The following is a 20580-nucleotide window of genomic DNA, read 5'->3' as shown; positions in this document are numbered from 1 at the left end:
TTAAGCAATACTGGACAAAACAGAAGTTTAAATGATGTCTATTTTATTAATGGTGAACAGGGTTATGTCGTAGGAGACGGGGGGACTATTTTAAGAACTTTAAATGCTGGAAATTCATGGTCTACAATAAGTTCCGGCACTGAAAGGAATTTGTTTGCAGTCAGTTTCAATAGGTCCAATTCCAATCAGGGGGTGATTACAGGTGAATCAGCTACACTTTTGAGGACTGTGAATGGTGGTTCCACTTTTGAGGGAAGAAACACGAACAACCAGGAAAATTACTGGGATGTTTCTTTCCGTGCCAATGCCAATGTGGTTTTCGCAGCCGGAAGTAATGGCTTTTTGATCAGCTCTAACAATTCAGGTGGCAGTTGGTCGGTAAGATTATCCGGTAGAGATGTGAATTACACCGGTTTGCAGTTTGTTTCGGAAATAAGAGGCTATCTGATAGGAGAGTCCGGCCGCATTTTTCTTACCAACAATGCCGGAAATTCATTTACAGATCGATCACGCCCACTTTCCAACGACTTTAGGCATCTTTATTTTTTAACCAATTCCAGAGGATTTGTTTGTGGAGAGAATGGGATTCTATTGAGCACTACCAATTCTGGAGGCAACTGGACTTCTCTGAACCCAGGAACAAGTGAAAACCTAAATGGATTATACTTTTTCAATAACAGCACAGGCTACGTTGTGGGAGATAATAGGTTTGTAGCATTTACATCAGATGGAGGGGTAAGTTGGGAAAGAATTGATGTAACCGACACTGCCGTAGACTTTAAAAGGATTGCATTTTTTGACCCGAATAATGGAATCTTAATTGGTAGCAATGGTTTTGTCAGTGTCTTTGAAAATAATGAATGGAAGACTATCACAATTAGTGTAACGACCCAGTTCAATGATATTTCCATCTTGGATGAAAACAGTGCTGTAATCGTAGGTCAATCCGGAATAACCTTTAAAACTGATGACAAAGGGCAAACATGGCAACAATTAGACTTCCCTTTTACTGAAAATCTCAATGCAGTAGAATTTTTAGATGATGAAATCGGCTTTATTGCAGGGGAAAAGGGCTTGATGGTCCAAACAAAGGACGGAGGCGAAACCTGGGAAAAATTTCTGACAGCCACATTTCAGGACTTTACGGGAATCAGCTTTGGAACCTTAAGCAATGGATTTGCAGTGGGCGAAAAAGGAACCTTTTTTACTTATGATTGTCAGGTTCCTGAACAGCCAACTTTGATTTTTGGGGATAATAATGTTTGTCTTGGCCAGCATGTTTACAATGTACAGGAAGCACTAGAACTCGATATTGAATTTGAATGGAGGGTTGATGGAGGAAGAATCATTGAAGGTCAAGGCACAAGTAGAATTGTGGTAGAATGGGATATTCCCGGCAGAAATGCAGTACTCGTCAGAGGGAAGAACTTTTGTGGGAACAGTGGCACCACGGGCCTAGAGGTGATTGTATCGGGCATCCCAAGGCAGATCAATACCATTGAAGGTGAAGGAGCAGTTTGTGTCAACACTACTGAAGAATACTTTGTGGAAGAAACCTTGGGGACAGTTTATGTATGGGATGTCTTAGGGGGAGAAATTATAGAAGGACAGGGTACAAATAGAATTCTGGTAGACTGGAGGAATACAGGTCAACAAGCTGTAAGTGTGACACCCAGCAATCCATGTGGACAAGGGCAAACCGCCAATAAGGAAATTTTGATAACCACTCCACCTGATAAACCTTCGGATATTTCCGGACCGGACAGGGTGGGTTTCACTGAGGAAACTTATTCAGTAACCAATGTCAGTGAGGTCAACTTCCAATGGACTATTAATGATCAAGGAGGTAGAATTATAGAGGGTCAGGGTACGAATACAGTTCTTATAAGATGGGAAAAAGAAGGCGATTACACGCTACGTGTAACTCCGATGAACAGCTGCAATGAAGGTGAGTCCAGTGAATTGGAAGTCAATGTCAATATCATCACCTCCATTGGTGAACACAGACAAAGGGATGCCATGATCAACATCTATCCCAATCCGAGTCAGGGAGATTTCACCCTAGATGTCAGAGACATTGGTCCGATCTTCAGGTTACGGCTCATCAATGCCCTTGGTCAGGAGGTTAACAGTATAGTTCCAGAGGATGGAGTAAGGGAATACCAATTTAGAGAACTACCCAAAGGCTTGTATACGGTCATTATCCATACTCCTCATAAGGATTATGTTAAAAAGGTAATGGTGAGATAATTCTTAGAAAGCCTAATTTTATATTCCCCAAAGGATTTCTTTATTTAGGTTAAATATTATATTTTGTATTTTTGAAAAATAAATTTTTTAATTCTGTTACACTGAAATATAAAGTAAGTATATTTAATTTAACCAAAATTTTATTTTAAAATACATCTTGATTATTATCCCCCTTTTATAGTCATTTGTGACAAATAAACCCAAATTACAATGGAGAATAGATATTTTCATCCGGAAAGCCTGATGATGTCCCATGGCTATAAACCTGAACTTTCAGAAGGCGCAATCAAATGTCCTATATTTCAAACCTCAACCTTTGTTTTCAAATCAGCTGAAGAGGGCAAAGCTTTTTTTGAGGTTGCCTACGGGCAAAGAGAAAAAGCTCCCAACGAGGATTTGGGACTGATTTATTCAAGACTTAACAATCCCGATTTACAGATTTTAGAGGAAAGACTTTGTCTTTGGGACAATGCAGAAGAATGTGCCGTCTTTGAGAGCGGTATGTCTGCAATCTCTACGGTCATGCTGGAATTTTTGAGACCTGGAGACGTCTTGCTTTACAGTAAACCCGTCTACGGTGGAACCGATCATTTTGTCAATAAAGTACTTCCAGAATACGGAATCAGAGGCATTGGCTTTACCAATACAGAAAGCCCGGAGCAAATCATTAAAAACCTGGAAGTTCAAGATTTAGGTGGGAAATTAAAGATGGTCTACGTCGAAACTCCCGCCAATCCCACAAATGCGCTTTTTGACCTGGAAGCTTGCAAGGCTGTAGCGGACCATTTTTCTTCTGAGCAGAAAGATGTGGTAGTCTGTGTAGACAATACTTATATGGGACCACTTTGGCAGCATCCCTTGAAGTTTGGAGCGGATTTAGTGATTTATTCTGCCACGAAATATATAGGAGGGCACTCAGATTTGATAGCCGGGGCTGTTTTGGGTCACTCCAAATATATGAAAAGGGTAAGAACACTCAGAACATTTTTAGGAAATATGGCAGGCCCTTGGACGGGCTGGTTACTGATGAGGAGTTTGGAAACACTTAAGGTAAGGATGAACCAACAGGCAGAAAATGCCGTAAAAGTGGCCGAATTTCTGAAATATCATCCAAAGGTTGAAAAAACGTATTATCTGGGGCATTTGGAACCTGGAACAGCACAACATGACATCTACAAAAAACAGTTCTACTCTGCAGGTGCCATGCTTTCCTTTGATATCAAAGGAGGGGAAAAGGAGGCATTTACTTTTCTCAATCACCTTAAGCTGATCAAATTGGCAGTTTCCTTGGGCAGCACAGAATCTTTGGCAGAACATCCTGCTAGTATGACTCACAGCGATGTATCAAAAGAAGACAAGAAAATGATTGGTATTTCTGAAAAACTGGTACGTATTTCAGTGGGTGTAGAGCACTATACGGATATTATTTGGGATATGGAACAGGCACTTGATAAAGTTTAAGGGAATTTTGCCTTGTCATTTCGGCCAATAAATCAGTGCTTATTAACACCATACCAATTGGGAAAGATGAAGGTAGAAAATGGTATTATTCATCCATTCCAGTAGCCTTCATCTTCTCTATATTTTCTGCAAAACGCAAAGCAGAAATAAAATCCTCAATATTCCCTTCCATTACGTCCGGTAGGTTGTAGACAGTTTTGTTGATCCTATGATCTGTAACGCGGCTCTGGGGATAATTGTATGTCCGTATTTTATCTGACCTGTCTCCGCTGGCGACCATGGATTTTCTCTGTGCACCGACTGCCTCATTGTGTTTGGCCAGTTCTATTTCATAAAGTCTGGAACGCAACACTTTTAATGCTTTTTCAAAGTTTTTTATTTGGGACTTTTCATCCTGACAAGTAACCACCAAGCCCGTTGGGTTGTGGGTCAATCTCACCGCAGAATACGTAGTATTAACGGATTGCCCTCCTGGCCCTGATGAACAATAAGTATCCTTCCTAATATCGTTCATATTGATATCTACCTCAACTTCATCCATTTCAGGCAATACTGCAACTGTAGCCGCAGAAGTATGCACTCTTCCCTGGGTTTCGGTGGTAGGTACTCTCTGCACCCTATGAACCCCTGACTCATATTTTAGCATGCCATAAACATCCGCACCGCTCACCGTACTGATAATCTCTTTATATCCTCCAGATGACCCAAAAGTAAGATCTAGAACAGTAAGTTTCCATCCCTGCTTTTCGCAAAATCTCTGGTACATTCTAAAAAGATCACCAGCAAAAATGGCTGCCTCATCCCCTCCTGTACCTGCTCTGACCTCCAAAATACAGTCTTTTGAATCGTTGACATCCTTTGGTATCAGCTGTTGCTTCAACTCCTCTTCCAATCTAAGTTGATTCTCTTTGAGGGCCTCCATTTCTACCTTGGCCATTTCTCTAAAATCCGGATCTTTCTCTTTTTCCAGTATTTCTTTCGTGCTGCTTAAGTTTTCTATGATCAATTTATATTCATCATATAAGGCAACTATCTTTTCTAAGTCTTTGTATTCCTTTGTGAGTTTGGTATACTTACTCATATCGGACATTGCCTCAGGCTGGATGATCAGCTGGCCCACTTCAATAAATCTATCTTTAAGCGCTTGGAGTTTTTCAAGCATATGGAATGTCTTTTAAGGAAACAAAATTAGCAAAATAAATCCATTGACCGCTTAACCTGGAGTGGTAGGCCGATAACTATTCAATAAAAAGCAATTAACATAAGAATAATATGGCTTGCTGACAAACATGAAGAAATCCTTTAACAAGAAACTATGGATTACTGTAGAATCATGAAATCTTCATATCCCTGTTCTTGTCCTTGAGATATTTCCAAGCTTTCTACTTCAGCATTAGGGGGGCCTAACCTTAACCAAGACTGCATTGCAAGTATGGAGTGCAGTTCTCCTTCAATTTCAACGGACACAGTCCCATCGTCTTCATTCTTGACCCAGCCACTTAAACCCAACTCTAAGGCTTTTTGCTGCGTATTTTTCCTGAAAAAGACACCTTGAACTTTCCCATGGACTTTAATGCGCCTGTTCATTTATTTTATAAGGGTTATCTAGGATAAAATATCTTTTGCAAAGTTATGAAAGAAAGTGCAGATTTCCGAGCCCAAAACATATTTGTTAAGTACAATTGATACTATAAAAAAATCATATTAATAGAAAAAATCAATTGATTATATCAAGTTGGAGTTATAATATATTTAGAATTTTTGAATAGAATATATTCAAATAACAAAAAAGATATTTCGTAGGACAAAAACCATTGGAGGAATTGGACTAATTTTGGTCTTCATACCATTTTTCTTCGAAGGTAGATTCAACTTTCACATCTGCTGTCAGGACCTTATATACCATCCAAATAATGGGTAAGGGCGAAACAGAAAACATAAATAAAACCAAAGCAGTATTTAAATTGGCTTGGATTGCTGTCACATATACGATTAGAAATGCAGTGACAAGATAGACTGGGAACAAATAGTTTTTCATGGTTTTCAATATTTTAGCTCTATTAAGTAAACCACAATTGTTTTCAATTTGTTACCAATTCAATATGAAAGGATTTAGATTTACAAAATACATTCCTCCACAGGATCCAGAAAAAAATACCTTTGAAAACTTATTGAATATTTTTCTACAATTGGTCACTATGACAGGAGGGGATGTGGCAGAGGCACTATCTTGGCTCAGCAACCTCGATAAGCGGTATCAGTTTACCAATCCCAATTATGGAATAGGTGATTTTATAGAAGAACTCAAATCTAAAGGTTATCTGACTGAAGAAAATCAAAAGGGAGAAATAAAGATCACAGCCAAAGCAGAGCAAAATATAAGAAAAAATGCATTGGAAGAAATATTTGGGAAGTTAAAGCGAGGCAAAGGTGGACATCACAAAACCACACATTCGGGTCCGGGAGATGAAAAAGGAACCGATAGAAGGCCCTACAGTTTTGGCGACAGCTTGGATCAGATCGCCCTTACCGACTCTATACGCAACGCGCAGGTTAACCATGGGTTTTCAGGAGATTATCTGTTGACCGAAGACGATTTAGAGGTAGTGGAAAATGAATTCCGAACCCAAACATCAACTGTGCTAATGATTGATATCAGCCATTCCATGATTTTATATGGAGAGGACAGAATCACCCCTGCCAAAAAAGTAGGCATGGCCTTAGCGGAATTGATCAAAACCCGTTATCCTAAAGATACTTTAGATGTTATCGTTTTTGGGAATGATGCTTGGCAGATAGAAATCAAAGATCTTCCATATCTTCAAGTTGGTCCTTACCATACCAATACAGTGGCAGGACTTGAACTGGCAATGGATCTTCTGAGACGGAGAAAAAATCCCAACAAACAGATTTTCATGATTACTGATGGAAAGCCTACCTGCCTAAAAGTAGGCATCAAGTATTACAAAAATGCTTTCGGTATTGACAGCAAAATACTGAATGAAACTTTAAAACTTGCTGCACAATGCAGAAGGTTGAAAATTCCTGTGACCACCTTTATGATTGCCAGTGACCCTTACCTAAAGGAGTTTGTCAAAGAATTTACCAAAGTAAACAATGGCAATGCCTACTATAGTAGTCTTAAAGGCCTGGGAAATTTAATTTTTGAAGATTATAGAAAAAACAGAACCAAAAAATTTTAAAATGGAATACCAAAAACTGTCTTCCAAAGACTTATTGAAAATAAAAACGTTGGGTGAACTGAAGGCTTCAGGCTACCGATCGACTTCCATCAAGGAAGAATTGAGAAAAAATCTGATTCTAAAAATTCAGCAAAAAGAACAAGTATTTGAAGGGATATGGGGCTATGAGGATACAGTCATACCAGATATAGAAAGGGCCATTCTTTCCAGGCACAATATCAATTTGCTGGGTCTGCGAGGTCAGGCAAAAACAAGAATTGCAAGGATGATGACCCTGCTTTTAGACGAATATGTGCCTGTAGTTGAAGGAGCGGAATTGAATGATGATCCATTGCAGCCACTTTCCAGCTATGCCAAAGAACTCATTAAAAATAAAGGGGATCATACCCCTATAGCTTGGTGGCACAGATCAGAAAGATACAGTGAAAAACTCGCTACTCCTGATGTATCTGTAGCAGACTTAATTGGAGATGTTGATCCTATCAAAGCAGCAACCATGAAGCTTTCCTATAATGATGAAAGGGTAATTCATTATGGTTTGGTGCCCAGGTCAAACCGCTCTATTTTCGTGATCAACGAACTTCCTGACCTTCAGGCAAGAATTCAGGTAGCCCTTTTCAACATTCTTCAGGAAGGGGATATTCAAATAAGAGGTTTCAAGTTAAGATTGCCTTTAGACATTCAGTTTGTGTTCACGGCCAATCCCGAGGATTATACCAATAGGGGGTCTATCGTGACCCCGCTCAAAGACAGAATAGAAAGTCAGATCATCACGCATTATCCCAAATCCATAGAGATTGGTAAACGGATAACCGCACAAGAAGCTAATTTAAAAGGTAAACCTGTAGATAAAATCCATATTCCTGAGCTCATGAAAGATTTGATTGAACAAATCGCTGTTGAAGCCAGAAATAGTGAATATGTGGATGAAAAAAGCGGTGTATCTGCCAGACTGACCATCTCTGCCTTTGAAAACCTCATTTCTGCTGCTGAAAGAAGACTTTATTTGAATTCTGAGGAAAATACTGTGGTTCGGATCGCAGATCTAATAGGTGTAATACCTGCTATTACAGGAAAAGTGGAACTGGTTTATGAAGGGGAACAAGAGGGTGCTGGTTTGGTTGCTTATAATCTAATAGGAAAAGCAATCCGTACCCTATTTGTAGATTATTTCCCTTCTCCTGAACAAAAGAAAAAAGAGAAAGAAGGCAATCCTTATGTCATTCCTTTGGCCTGGTTTGGAGAGGGCAATACCCTTGATATTCTTGCCAGCCAATCTGATAAGACCTATAAATCCAGCCTGCAACAGGTACCAGGATTGGAGGATATTGTCACAGCATCCATCGGCTCTCTTCCGGAAATTGAGAAAGAATTCTTTATGGAATTTCTCCTTCACGGGCTTTCTGAATATAGCCAATTGAGTAAAAAAATGCTGGATACAGGGCTCCAATTTAAGGATCTATTCAGTTCCATGTTTGATATGGGGGCATCCGACGAGGATGATTTTGAAGAAGAAGACTATTGATCGCATGCAAGAAGCATTGCCAAATCCCCACAGGAATTCCCTGTGGGGATTTTTGTTTTTTTCACCTTTCAGTTAACTTTAAAAGAAAGCGCAGGTGCATGTCCAAAAATCAAGTTAAAATTTGGTCCATTTATGGTACTGTAGCCATCATTTTATTGGGCACCATCCTGCATTATTTTTATCCTTGGTTTGGCGAAAATAATGTTTTGGGTGCTTTTGTGCCTGTGAATGAAAGTGTATGGGAACATTTGAAATTGGCTTATTGGGCACTTGTATTATTTTCTTTGCCAGAATACTTCCAAATCAAACCGCAGGTGAATAATTATTTCTTGGCCAAATTCGTGGGAATCATTCTATTTGAGTCAAGCATACTCCTGATTTTCTATACCTATACTGCTTTTATTGAAAGCCCAATATTGTGGATTGATATTTCCTCTTTCGCGGTGGGAACTATATTTTGTCAACTGGTTGTCTTCAAGTTATATGCTGCTCAACCCGTACCCAAAATCTATGAATTGATAGCCGGCTTTGGGTTCGTCAGTATTGGAATCCTTTTTGCGTATTTCACTTATTTTCCTCCCCATTGGGATATATTTATGGATGGTAATGACATGACTTATGGCATATTTAAAATCCCTTACTGAAGCACTTAATCCGGTTTTTCCCAAATCATGAAAATTCATCTTTTAAGTCCACCAAGATAACAGCGAATGCCTTATCATTTAAAAACAGCAGCGTATTTCAAGCAACACTTTGACGAAGTGCTGAAATTGTTGCCTGTTGTTTTGGAAGTCCAGTCGGAAACTGCAATCCACCAAATGCGCGTTGAAATAAAAAAACTTCATGCCTTGGTCAAACTTTTGGACAAGACAGAGCCAAAATCAGACATCAAAGAAAAATTTATCCCTGTCCGCAGACTTTTTAAGAGAATGGGAGCTATCAGAGAAATACAATTAGAAATCAATAAATTGAAAGATTTATCCTCCGATAATTTACAAGAAATACCCAGTCTAAATGAAAAGCTAGAAAAGAGGAAAAGTAAAATTTCTAGGCCCAGTGAAAAATGGGAAAAACAAATCCAAAGTTCATTTCAGGAATTTATCCATTTTGATTTCTCTCTTAAAATAAAATTGCTGCAAGACTATTTTAGAAAATTAATGATCACTGCGAACAACTTGATGCTTCAGGAAAATTTTCACGAGGCCCGGAAAAATATCAAATCCGTGTTATACCTTAAAGCACTTCTAAGGGAGCCCGAACAAGAATCTATGGGAATAGATTTTAGCTACCTAAACGAGCTACAAGAAAAAATCGGAAACTGGAATGATCTTTTGAACAGTTCTCTGAGAAAAACTCAAAAAAAAGAAAATTTGGTCTTGGAAACCAATTTTCAGGAGCTTCATGATTTACTAAAAAAAGAAGCACAATATTTTCTTAATTTGGCTTATCCGAAAAGTTAAACAAGAATTAAAAGAAAGGACTATTTTTACAAAAAAGCCAAAAATGTCCTTTATAGATCTCCCAAAAGCATTTGAATCCAGGATGAAAGAATATCTTGGGAAAGTGGAATATGAGCGCTTTAATTCGGCTTTAGGGGAAGATCCTCTTACCTCGATTAGGCTGAACCCCTTTAAAAAAACACCTCCATTTCATTTAAATAAAAGGGTACCTTGGTCAGAAACCGGTTTTTATTTGACAGAAAGGCCCTCATTCACGCTCGACCCACTTTTTCATGCAGGAACCTATTATGTTCAGGAAGCATCATCCATGTTTTTGGAACACATACTGCACCATATTCAAGCTCCAAGGGATGGAGTCTTTCTTGATATGGCGGCCGCTCCAGGAGGCAAATCCACCTTAATTGGTAGTTATCTTGGTCAGAAGGGTTTTTTGGTTGCCAATGAGGTCATCAAAGCAAGGGCCTCTGTCCTCAAGGAAAACATCATCAAATGGGGATTGGGAAATACAATGGTAACTCAAAATGACCCAGAGCATTTTTCTAAATTGGAAGGATTTTTCGATTTGGTATTGGTGGACGCCCCTTGTTCTGGAGAAGGTATGTTCCGAAAAGACAAAGAAGCAAGATCTGAGTGGTCAAATGACCATGTGGCACTTTGCGCCCATAGGCAGGAAAGAATTATGGATAAAGCAGGGACTTTGGTCAAAGGGGGCGGATATTTGATTTACAGCACATGCACTTTCAATGAACAAGAAAATGAAGAAATCCTCCGGTTTATTTGCTCAGAGTTTTCTTATGAACCGGTTCAAATCCCTCTTGAATCCTCCTGGGGTATAGTTGAGTCTGCTTTGGAGTTGGAAAATAAAACTTATTTTGGGTACAGGTTTTACCCCCATAAGGTCTTTGGAGAAGGTTTCTTTGTAACGGTTTTGAAAAGATCGGAAGATGCTTATTCCCAAGCTCCACAAAGAACCAAAGACTTCAAACATCCTTTTATTAAATTAGAAGGTAAGCTTGTAAAAGAAAACATGATCAAGGCATTAGAACTGCCTCAAAGTAGCAGTTTTTACACCCTAAACGGAAGTTGTTTCTGGCTAAATTCTAATTTTCAAAGCCACTTCGAATACCTTAGTAGATTCCTAAACATCAAGTATTTTGGCGTTGAACTTGGGAAGTTCTACAAAACGCAATTTATTCCCACGCATGAGTGGGCTCTAAGCATTTTCCCCAAAACCGGATTCTTTTATTTTGAACTTGAAGAAAAGGATGCGATTGATTTTTTGAGAAAGCAAGATATTAGCCTGGAAGGTATTCCTGAAGGCTGGATATTGCTTACCTATCAACAAAATCCTTTGGGATGGATCAAAAACTTAGGAAATAGGACAAACAATTACTACCCAAAGGAATGGAGGATACGAATGAAATAGCCTGACCGGATAAGGCTACTCTTCTTTAAATTGAGACATATCGATAGTTTCATGGTCGAGGTAATGCGGGTAAATTTTAAGGTGTTGCTTCTTTACCTCCTTGACAAGGGCCTCTCTGAATTGCTCCACATTTGCCCCGTTAAATGCTGCCATAAACACTGGTGGAATTCCTGTTTTCTTCTCATAAGCTGTAGAGAGTTTCTCAAAATCCAAATATTGGTTTTCTTCAAATTCCAACTCAGTCATCTGAAGTCTTTCTTCTTCACTGGGCATGATAGGAACCTTATCTATCTTGTTAAAAACCAAGAGTACTGGTTTATCACCTGCTCCAATTTCACTGAGTGTATTTTTGACTACAGCTATATGGTCTTCAAAACCCGAATGTGAAATATCCACCACATGCACCAATAGATCAGCTTCTCGGATTTCATCTAAGGTCGATTTAAAAGATTCTATCAAATGAGTTGGGAGTTTTCGGATAAAACCTACTGTATCAGAGAGAAGAAAAGGAATATTTTCCAAAACTACTTTTCTGACCGTAGAGTCGACCGTTGCAAAAAGTTTGTTTTCGGCGAGTATATTGGTTTTCGTAATGAGGTTCATTAAAGTACTCTTCCCAACATTGGTATATCCAACCAATGCTACTCTAACGATACCTTTTCTTCCTTTTCTTTGGGTCTCACCTTGCTTTTCTATATCTCTCAACTTGCTTTTAAGCAATGTAATTTTATTCCTAATATCCCTTTTATCCGTTTCAATCTCCTTTTCCCCTGCTCCTCCTCTGGTTCCGGTACCACCCCTTTGCCTTTCAAGGTGCGTCCACATTCTTGTCAACCTTGGCAGTAAGTATTGAAATCTTGCCAATTCCACTTGCGTTTTTGCTTGGGCAGTTTGGGCCCTATTGAGAAAAATATCCAAAATTAATAAGGAACGGTCGTACACTTTGACTTTGAGTTCATTCTCCAAATTCCTCATCTGAGATGGGCTTAGGTCATCATCAAAAATAACCATATCAACTTCAAAATGGGTGAGGTACGCTTGAATCTCTTCTATTTTTCCCGAGCCGACAAAAGTTTTGACATCTGGCTTTTCCATTCTTTGCGTAAACCTATATACCGTTTTGGCCCCCAGGGTTTCAGTTAAAAACGCCAACTCATCTAAGTATTCCTGAGCCTGTTGTTCAGTCTGGCCCTGATGAATTATAGCGACCAAAACAGCCGTTTCCTGCTTTGGAGCAGTATCATAAAGTTTTTGAAGTTTTCGAGAATATTTACTCATATATTATATGAAGGCCTGAAGCGAATAATTAGTTCCTATTTGTTAATGATGTAAATTTACCAACCTAGCCGGAATAACTATTATATTTGAAATTATTAACATGGAAATTAGGATGAAAATCAGGAAAACACCATTAGAAGGCGTTTTAGAGATACTTCCAAAAGTATGGGAGGACAACAGGGGTTATTTTTTTGAATCTTTTCGACAGGATATTCTCTTTGGCTTCGGAATAGATGAGAAATGGGTGCAAGAAAATCAATCCTTCTCCAAAGCAGGAACACTAAGGGGGCTTCACTTCCAAAAAGGGAATTTCGCGCAAGCAAAGTTAGTCAGGGTCATATCAGGAAGGGTCTTGGATGTAGTGGTAGACCTTAGGGTAAACTCTCTTACCTTTGGAAACGTTTATAGTTTGGAGTTGGATGCTAAGCTTCACAACATGCTATATATTCCAAAAGGTTTTGCACATGGTTTTTCGGTACTTGAGGATGCTGTTTTTTCTTACAAGTGCTCAAATTACTATCACAAAGAAAGTGAAGGGGGCATTTTGTGGAATGATCCTGACCTGAAAATAGATTGGAAATTGAAGGATCCAATTTTATCTGACAGGGATCAGGATTGGCCCACTCTAAAAGATTTTCTTTTAAAGACTCCCGAAGGAGCATAATAAAAGAACAATGGGAATACTGGAGATTTTTAATATGCAAAAAAAGGAGAATTCTGCTGAATTCAACCTCAAGTGGTTGGAAGTAGATATGCATTCCCATTTGATTCCCGGGATTGATGATGGGGCCAAAACCTTAGAAGACTCCATTGCTTTGATTAAAAGGCTTAAAAATTATGGACTGAGAAAAATTATTACCACTCCCCATGTCATGACCGAGTATTTTCGAAATACTCCGGAAATTATACGCTTGGGTCTTGAAGAAGTAAGGCTGGCATTGCAGAAAGAACAGATCGACATTCAGGTGGATGCTGCTGCAGAATATTATATGGATGAAATTTTCCTTGAAAAAGTCGAATCAGGACAGGAGCTCTTGACCATCAAAGATAATTTTGTTTTGGTGGAGACAGGTTTTATCAACAAGCCACAAATGTTATTGGATATTTTTTTCACCATGGAGATGAATGGATACAAACCCATCCTGGCACATCCGGAAAGGTACCATTATCTGATCAAAGATGAAAAACTGCTCAAAGATTTGATGGATCGAGATATTTATTTTCAGGTCAACCTGCTCTCCTTGACCGGATTTTATTCCAAACCCATAAAACATTTTGCAGAAATGTTAATTGATGAGAATAAAGTTAGATTATTTGGCTCCGACTGCCATAATCAGAGGTATTTGGACAGTTTGGAAACACTGACTCAATCAAAATATTTCGAAAAGATCCAACAAATGGATCTTCTCAACCAGTCCCTATGAAAATCTTAATTACCGGAGCTACTGGCTTATTCGGAAGCCATTTGGCCAAAACATTTGCACATTTAGGAGAAATACATGCTCTGGCCAGAGAAGGAGCAAATAAACGTCTATTGGGTTCCTTAAAAAACGATATCATTTGGCATGAGGGGGACATCAACGACATTATAACGCTTGAAGAAGCCTTGGAGGGCAAAGACTTGGTCATCCATTCAGCAGGCTTGGTTTCATTTCAGCCAAAAGACAGTCAAAAACTCATGCAGGTCAATGTAAAGGGGACAGAAAACCTCGTAAATGCAATGCTTGATGGTGGTATAAAAAAACTGATCCATATTTCTTCAGTAGCCGCTTTGGGAAGAAACCCTGAGCTCAACACGCTGGACGAAGAACATAAATGGATAGATTCTGATTGGAATACCCCATATGCCATCTCCAAACACTATGCTGACCTGGAGGTGTGGCGGGGCGTACAGGAAGGATTGAAAGCCATGTTATTCTATCCAAGCATCCTTATGGGAAAGTTATCCTATCAAAGAAGCAGTACCCAAATTTATGATTATATATTGGACGGAAACAGCTATTACCCCAAAGGAAAGGTCAATTATATTGATGTGAGGGATGCATCAGAACTTGTATTCCAACTTTTTCAAAATAACCAGTGGAACCAAGGGTTTATTCTCAACAAGGAAGCTTTAAGCTATAGGTTATTTTTTGAAAAAATGGCAGAATCATTGGGTAAAAAAGCACCTCATAAAGAAGTGAAAAACTGGATGTTGGAATTTGCGCTATTCTTTAGTTCCCTTACAAGAAAATTGGGGCTATCCAAAAGCCCACTCAACCGTCAAACTGCCATGCTTTCACAACTTGAGATTGAAATGGACAATAGCAAAGTAATGCGAACGTTGAACTTTGAATACAGGACATTGGCTGAAACATTGGAATGGGCAAATTCGAACGATTCGTAAAAGAGATATGTTTTGAAAAAAATTACTGCTTGAAAAGCATCACCCAAAATCACCTGTTTTATAATTAAAAATATTACTAGTTTAGATTTTGAGACACCAATAAATTTGGTATCTTATCTAACAAAAATAACTGCCGATGACCGGAGATTTTGAAAATGATTGGGAAGAAGACAGAGAGTTAGTAGAAAGGTTTGAAAACTCCCTTAAATCCAATTTGGATTTATACTTTGAAGAAGAGGAACTTGAGGATATTATTCGGTATTATTTTGACCAGCAAAAGTTTGTTAAAGCGCTTAAGGCGTCCGAGCATGCACTTTTGAAATTTCCATTTAGTATTGAAATCAAACTCTTAAAAGCCAATTGTCTCATATTCAATGATGAGTTGGATGAGGGCTTAGAAATTTTGGAAAATATCAATAACCTCTCTCCCAATAATGAGGATATTGTTTTGGCTTATGCCAGTGCCATGATGATGGCCGATCAAATCAAAGAAGCCTTACAAATGCTGGAGGATTTTCTTCCAATGGCAGAAGATAAGGCTGAGGTACACTATTTATTGGGGAACCTTTTCAGATCCGAAAATAAAACAGATCAGGCCATTCATCATTACAAAGAATGCGTGAAAATCAGGATCAATCATGAAGATGCCCTGTTTCAATTGGCCATGATTACTGAGGAGGATGGTTCTTTTAATGAAATCCTTCAGTTTTATCAGGAATTTATAGACCAAGATCCATACAGTGCCGGCGCCTGGTACAATCTTGGAGTGGTTTACAATAGATTGGGACGTTTTGAAGATGCCATCAAGGCTTATGATTATGCATTGATCATTGATGATGCTTTTGCCTCTGCATATTTCAATTTGGGGAATGCATATATGAATACCCAGCAGTTTGACCTTGCACTGGAAGCTTATCAAAATACCATCAATTGTGAAGGAGCCAATGCTGAAAACTGTTGTTATTTGGGTGCAGCTTATGAAAAACTGGACCAAATTGACATGGCTTTCAAGTATTTTAAAAAATCCGCCAAACTGGATCCTGAATATGATGATGCCTGGTTTGGTTTAGGAATGTGTATGCTTAAAAAAGACAAATTTTTTGAAGCCATACATTATTTCAAAAAAGCCATCAAACTCACAGAAGAAAATCCCAATTACTGGGTAGGACTTGCAGATGCTGAATATCAATTAGGGAATTTACAGGCCAGTGCTGAGGCCTACGAAGAGGCTATTAATCTGGAGCCTGGCATAATGGAGACATATGTCAATCTATCTATCATTTATTTTGACCAAAACAGATTTGAAGAAACAATTGATGTGATCAATGAAGGGATAGAAGAACTTCCTGAAGAATCTGAACTGTATTACAGAATGGTAGTATATATGCTCAAAACAGGTAAATACAAAGAGGCCTTTTCATATTTAGAAAATGCATTAACTTTGAACTTTGATAAGCATATAATTTTGTATGAATTGATGCCTGAGATAAAAAAACAAAAAGCAATTTTCAAAATTATAGCACAATTTAAGGAGGATTCTACTTCCTCCTGATTGAATTGTTTACCAATCGAAATTCCAGCAAATGAATTACATTTTAAAGAACCTACCTGTTCGCACAGAAAAGCCTCGTGTATCGGGTTTTACCATGGTAATGGATAAGGGGCTGAGCATACGGGAAGTAGAGAATTTTCTAAGTACAAACAGCGACTATGTAGATATTGTCAAACTAGGATGGGCCACATCTTACCTCACCAAAAATTTAGCGGAAAAAATTCAAGTTTACAGGGATGCAGGCATACCGGTATACCTTGGTGGAACCTTATTTGAAGCATTTATTATAAGGGATCAATTTGACGATTACAGAAAAGTTTTAGAGAAATATGACCTCGGGTTTGCCGAAGTATCGGATGGCTCTATCAGTTTGCCACATGATCAAAAATGTGAATACATCAGGACACTTTCAAAAGATGTGACTGTTCTTTCTGAAGTTGGTTCTAAGGATGCCGCAAAAATCATCCCCCCTTACAAATGGATTGAGCAAATGCAAAAAGAATTGGATGCAGGCTCATGGAAAGTGATAGGAGAGGCAAGAGAAGGGGGAACTGTAGGTTTATTCCGTGATTCAGGAGAAGTTAGGCAAGGCTTGGTTGAGGAAATTCTGACAAAAATTCCAGAGGAAAAAATCATCTGGGAAGCCCCACAGAAAGAACAGCAGGTATGGTTTGTAAAATTACTGGGTGCAAATGTCAACCTTGGAAATATTGCTCCCAATGAACTTATACCATTAGAAACAATCAGATTGGGACTAAGGGGAGATACTTTTGATCATTTTCTGGGGGATCACCGCTTATAACAGTTATTTTCTTTGGACTGTCTGCATAGATATTAAACAGTCCTTTTTGTTTGAATTAAATGTACAAACTGAAAGATTACATTCTACTTTATCTTAAGGGAATGTCCATGGGGGCAGCAGACTTGGTTCCTGGAGTATCTGGAGGGTCCATAGCGCTCATTACAGGAATTTATGAAAGGCTGTTGAACAGTATTAAATCCATTGATAAGACAGCAATCCAATTATTTTTTAATTTAAAATTTACGGATTTCTGGAAACATATTGACGGAAAATTTCTCTCTACTCTTTTTTTGGGAATTTTGAGCAGCATCTTTGCTCTTTCTAAAATTATTGCTTTTCTCATAGACAGCTTTCCTATCCCTTTATGGTCATTTTTTAGTGGGCTTATTGTTATTTCTGCAATAATTATTTTAAGAGATATTAAACGATGGAATTGGGGTGTTGTTATTTCCATTATTATTGGAACCATCTCTGCCTATCTGATCACAGGCTTACCACCGACAACTAGTCCCGACACCTTGTGGTTTGTCTTTGTCGCTGGGGCTATCGCTATTTGTGCCATGATCCTTCCAGGTGTTTCCGGAAGTTTTCTTTTGCTTATTCTGGGACAATATGAAAAAATTCTCACCGCTGTCAATCAAAAGGATGTGTTGGTTTTAGGTATTTTTGCAGCAGGTTGTATTATTGGTTTACTTTCTTTTAGCCGCTTGATTTCCTGGTTACTTAAGCATTACCATGCCTTGACTATTGGTCTTTTATCAGGATTCATGTTGGGCTCTATTAATAAGCTTTGGCCTTGGAAAGAAGTCATTTCCTATAGATTGGATTCCAAGGGAATTCAACAACCTTTTATTACTGAAAATGTATTGCCGCATCGCTATCTTGAAATTACCGGAGAAGAATCCTTAATTTTGTATGCAGCCTTGGCTTTTTTCTTTGGAGTCTTTCTCGTTCTTGGTATTGAAAGAACGGCTTATTATATCAACAGAAAATGAGAAAATTCGGACTGATCGGTTATCCTTTAGGACATTCTTTTTCGAAGAAATACTTTTCAGAAAAATTTGAAAAGGAGGAGATTAAGTATGCTCAGTTTGAACTTTATGAATTGGAGGACCTTTCTTCATTTCCCTCCCTTTTAAAAGAAAACCCAGAATTGAAAGGTCTTAGTGTTACCATTCCCTACAAAGAAAAGATCATTCCTTTTTTAGATGAGCTTGATGGTGCTTGCAGGGAAATCGGAGCTGTAAATTGTATTCAGATACAGAATGGCAAATTGAAAGGGTATAATACGGATTATTTGGGCTTCAAGGATTCTTTGGAAAATTGGTTGAAGGGAGAAAAACCGGCTGGCTTGCTTCTGGGTACAGGTGGAGCTTCTAAAGCGATAGTCCGAGCGCTTAAAGATCTGGAAATGGACTATACCATGGTCTCCCGATCTGAGAGCAGTCATCAAAACTGTATTACTTATAATGAATTGAATACAGATCCTTCGATCTTGGAAAAACATCCTCTTATCATCAATACCACCCCATTGGGAACCTTCCCCAAAACAGAGGCGATGCCTGAGGTCAATCCTGATTTTATAACCTGCAGGCACAAAGTATATGACCTGGTTTATAATCCTGAGAAAACGTTTTTGATGCGAACTTTGGAAGCCAGGGGAGCAATCGTGAAAAATGGACTGGAAATGTTGATTCTCCAAGCCGAAGCGGCATGGAAAATCTGGAATTAATTTCTCATCCATTTATTCATTCATATCATGTACTGGAAAAAAAGATCACACGAACAAATAAAGGAATATATTTTCAAGGCGCTTGACCAAAACCTGGATTATAGAGGAGATCGCCCAATTTTAGGAATTCCCGGAACCTATTTGGACACTACAGAATTTTACCCTGATGCACCCTTTCTAAAAGATGCCCCTTATATGTCCGCCATGGTAAGAAATCCCAATCATATTGGAGTACACACTTTGGGAGAGGAATCGGTATTGGAAGTTTTTGAAGGCACCCAAAAAATTGAAAAAGAGCTCATCAAATTGGTTGCTGAGGAAATATTCAATGGAAATTCCAATGAGCAGGATGGGTATGTTGCCACAGGTGGAACTGAAGCCAATATTCAGGCTATGTGGATTTATAGGAACTATTTCCAAAAAGAATATAGTGCAAGATTGGGAGAAATCGCATTGGTTTATTCAGAGGATTCGCATTATTCTATGCCCAAGGGTGGAAATTTATTGAATCTTAGCAGCATCATTTTGGAAGTTGATCCAGACAGCAGGCACATAAGAAAGGAATCTCTGGCAAGCCAGATTAAAAAGGCAATGGACGTGGGCGTCAAATATTTTATCGTCATCGCCAATCTATCTACTACAATGTTTGGTTCTGTGGATGACATTGACATGTTGGGTGATTTTTTTACCAATATGAACGTGCCATTCAAAATCCATGTTGATGCAGCCTATGGAGGATTTATTTATCCTTTCACAAATCCCACAAGTAGGTTAACCTTTCAAAATCCCTATCTCAATTCTATCACAGCAGATGGGCACAAGATGCTGCAAACACCCTACGGAACAGGGCTATTCTTGATTAGAAAAGGGTATTTTGATTATGTGAAAACAGAAGAGGCCCAATATATTCCGGGAAAGGATTACACTGTCAGTGGTAGCCGCTCTGGAGCCAATGCCATATCCATGTGGATGATTTTACAAATCCATGGCTCTGAGGGATGGAAATACAAAATGGAAACCCTTTGTGACAAAACAGAAAGAATCTGTAAAAAATTGGACAGAATGGGGGTAAAATACTTTAGGAATCCTTATTTGAATATTATTGCAATCAAGGCATCCTACATCAGTAAGGAACTTGCCCATAAATACTACCTGGTAGCCAATTCCTATGAATATGAACCCGAATGGTATAAAATTGTGGTCATGCCCCATGTAAAACCAGGAACCATTGATTCTTTTTTGATGGAGTTGGAGGGGGAAGTCAAGGGGCGGAAGTGAGTTGGAGTAAGGTGAAAAGTGACTTTGACACTAGGCGTAGTTTGCAAATACGCCTTTTTTATCTTTGGATCCCGTTCAGTGGTCGGGAGTAATTCCAGTGTCGGCTTAAATAGATAAAAAACGGATGAAATATATCCATAAAAATCCTAGAAGAAAGGAATGGTGGAAAAAGCGGAAGATCATTTATACTCAGGGCTAGGAAAGAAAGGCCTTAATAAGGTGGCTTA

General features: G+C 38.6%; 19 protein-coding genes. 15 read left to right on the top strand and 4 right to left on the bottom strand.

Annotated features, from left to right (window positions below):
- Both QZT73_RS04980 and QZT73_RS04975 read left to right on the top strand, forming a co-directional pair.
- A partial coding sequence (locus QZT73_RS04980) for a YCF48-related protein (protein WP_291786924.1) occupies positions 1 to 2250 on the top strand: 2250 nt, incomplete at its 5' end.
- 210 nt (positions 2251 to 2460) lie between these two features.
- Positions 2461 to 3711, top strand: a complete 1251-nt coding sequence (locus QZT73_RS04975) for a cystathionine gamma-synthase family protein (RefSeq protein WP_291784176.1) — start codon at positions 2461 to 2463, stop codon at positions 3709 to 3711.
- 85 nt (positions 3712 to 3796) lie between these two features.
- On the opposite strand, the gene prfA is transcribed toward QZT73_RS04975, so the two are convergent.
- From prfA to QZT73_RS04960, 3 genes are all read right to left on the bottom strand, one after another.
- Positions 3797 to 4873 (bottom strand): peptide chain release factor 1, encoded by a 1077-nt coding sequence (gene prfA / locus QZT73_RS04970; protein WP_291784174.1) that lies wholly within the window; start codon positions 4871 to 4873, stop codon positions 3797 to 3799.
- Positions 4874 to 5031: 158 nt separating this feature from the next.
- Positions 5032 to 5298 carry an acylphosphatase gene (locus QZT73_RS04965; protein WP_291784172.1) on the bottom strand — a complete coding sequence of 89 codons (267 nt, stop codon included), beginning with the start codon at positions 5296 to 5298 and terminating at the stop codon, positions 5032 to 5034.
- A gap of 241 nt (positions 5299 to 5539) precedes the next feature.
- Positions 5540 to 5749: a hypothetical protein gene (locus QZT73_RS04960; RefSeq protein ID WP_291784170.1), complete on the bottom strand. Its 210-nt coding sequence runs from the start codon at positions 5747 to 5749 to the stop codon at positions 5540 to 5542.
- Between the two features lie 64 nt (positions 5750 to 5813).
- Between QZT73_RS04960 and QZT73_RS04955 the strand changes: the two genes are divergently transcribed.
- The 5 genes from QZT73_RS04955 (at position 5814) to QZT73_RS04935 (ending at position 11325) form a co-directional block, all read left to right on the top strand.
- Positions 5814 to 6914 (top strand): VWA domain-containing protein, encoded by a 1101-nt coding sequence (locus QZT73_RS04955; RefSeq protein ID WP_291786922.1) that lies wholly within the window; start codon positions 5814 to 5816, stop codon positions 6912 to 6914.
- 1 nt (position 6915) lies between these two features.
- Positions 6916 to 8439: a magnesium chelatase gene (locus QZT73_RS04950; RefSeq protein ID WP_291782354.1), complete on the top strand. Its 1524-nt coding sequence runs from the start codon at positions 6916 to 6918 to the stop codon at positions 8437 to 8439.
- A 98-nt stretch (positions 8440 to 8537) separates the two neighbouring features.
- Entirely contained in the window at positions 8538 to 9083 is a 546-nt protein-coding gene (locus QZT73_RS04945) for a DUF6512 family protein (protein ID WP_291782352.1), read from the top strand.
- Positions 9084 to 9149: 66 nt separating this feature from the next.
- Positions 9150 to 9899, top strand: coding sequence for a CHAD domain-containing protein (locus QZT73_RS04940; protein WP_291786919.1), 750 nt, complete (start codon positions 9150 to 9152; stop codon positions 9897 to 9899).
- 43 nt (positions 9900 to 9942) lie between these two features.
- Entirely contained in the window at positions 9943 to 11325 is a 1383-nt protein-coding gene (locus QZT73_RS04935; RefSeq protein ID WP_291786917.1) for a tRNA/rRNA cytosine-C5-methylase, read from the top strand.
- 15 nt (positions 11326 to 11340) lie between these two features.
- Here QZT73_RS04935 and hflX read toward each other — a convergent pair whose 3' ends face one another.
- On the bottom strand, positions 11341 to 12603 hold the full coding sequence (hflX, locus tag QZT73_RS04930) for a GTPase HflX (protein ID WP_291786915.1): 1263 nt from the start codon (positions 12601 to 12603) through the stop codon (positions 11341 to 11343).
- Positions 12604 to 12715: 112 nt separating this feature from the next.
- Here hflX and rfbC point away from each other — a divergent pair, with 112 nt between their 5' ends.
- The 8 genes from rfbC to QZT73_RS04890 all read left to right on the top strand — a co-directional run bounded on the left by rfbC (position 12716) and on the right by QZT73_RS04890 (position 20353).
- Positions 12716 to 13267, top strand: a complete 552-nt coding sequence (gene rfbC / locus QZT73_RS04925) for a dTDP-4-dehydrorhamnose 3,5-epimerase (protein ID WP_291780139.1) — start codon at positions 12716 to 12718, stop codon at positions 13265 to 13267.
- 10 nt (positions 13268 to 13277) lie between these two features.
- Positions 13278 to 14027 carry a CpsB/CapC family capsule biosynthesis tyrosine phosphatase gene (locus QZT73_RS04920; protein ID WP_291780141.1) on the top strand — a complete coding sequence of 250 codons (750 nt, stop codon included), beginning with the start codon at positions 13278 to 13280 and terminating at the stop codon, positions 14025 to 14027.
- Complete coding sequence (locus tag QZT73_RS04915; RefSeq protein ID WP_291786911.1) at positions 14024 to 14989, top strand: NAD-dependent epimerase/dehydratase family protein; 966 nt, start codon at positions 14024 to 14026, stop codon at positions 14987 to 14989. The genes QZT73_RS04920 and QZT73_RS04915 overlap by 4 nt, the downstream gene beginning before the upstream one ends.
- A 136-nt stretch (positions 14990 to 15125) precedes the next feature.
- Positions 15126 to 16541: a tetratricopeptide repeat protein gene (locus QZT73_RS04910; protein ID WP_291780147.1), complete on the top strand. Its 1416-nt coding sequence runs from the start codon at positions 15126 to 15128 to the stop codon at positions 16539 to 16541.
- Between the two features lie 31 nt (positions 16542 to 16572).
- Positions 16573 to 17343, top strand: a complete 771-nt coding sequence (locus QZT73_RS04905; RefSeq protein WP_291780150.1) for a phosphosulfolactate synthase — start codon at positions 16573 to 16575, stop codon at positions 17341 to 17343.
- 59 nt (positions 17344 to 17402) lie between these two features.
- Positions 17403 to 18338 (top strand): DUF368 domain-containing protein, encoded by a 936-nt coding sequence (locus tag QZT73_RS04900; protein ID WP_291780152.1) that lies wholly within the window; start codon positions 17403 to 17405, stop codon positions 18336 to 18338.
- Entirely contained in the window at positions 18335 to 19075 is a 741-nt protein-coding gene (locus QZT73_RS04895) for a shikimate dehydrogenase (RefSeq protein ID WP_291786909.1), read from the top strand. Before QZT73_RS04900 ends, QZT73_RS04895 begins: the two co-directional genes overlap by 4 nt.
- 27 nt (positions 19076 to 19102) lie before the next feature.
- Entirely contained in the window at positions 19103 to 20353 is a 1251-nt protein-coding gene (locus QZT73_RS04890; protein ID WP_291786907.1) for a pyridoxal-dependent decarboxylase, read from the top strand.
- Positions 20354 to 20580 lie beyond the last annotated feature (227 nt).

Source organism: Cecembia sp. (assembly GCF_007126775.1).
GTDB lineage: Bacteria > Bacteroidota > Bacteroidia > Cytophagales > Cyclobacteriaceae > Cecembia.
The sequence above is the reverse complement of the archived record's forward strand: the minus strand, read 5'-3'. Positions and strand labels throughout refer to the sequence as shown.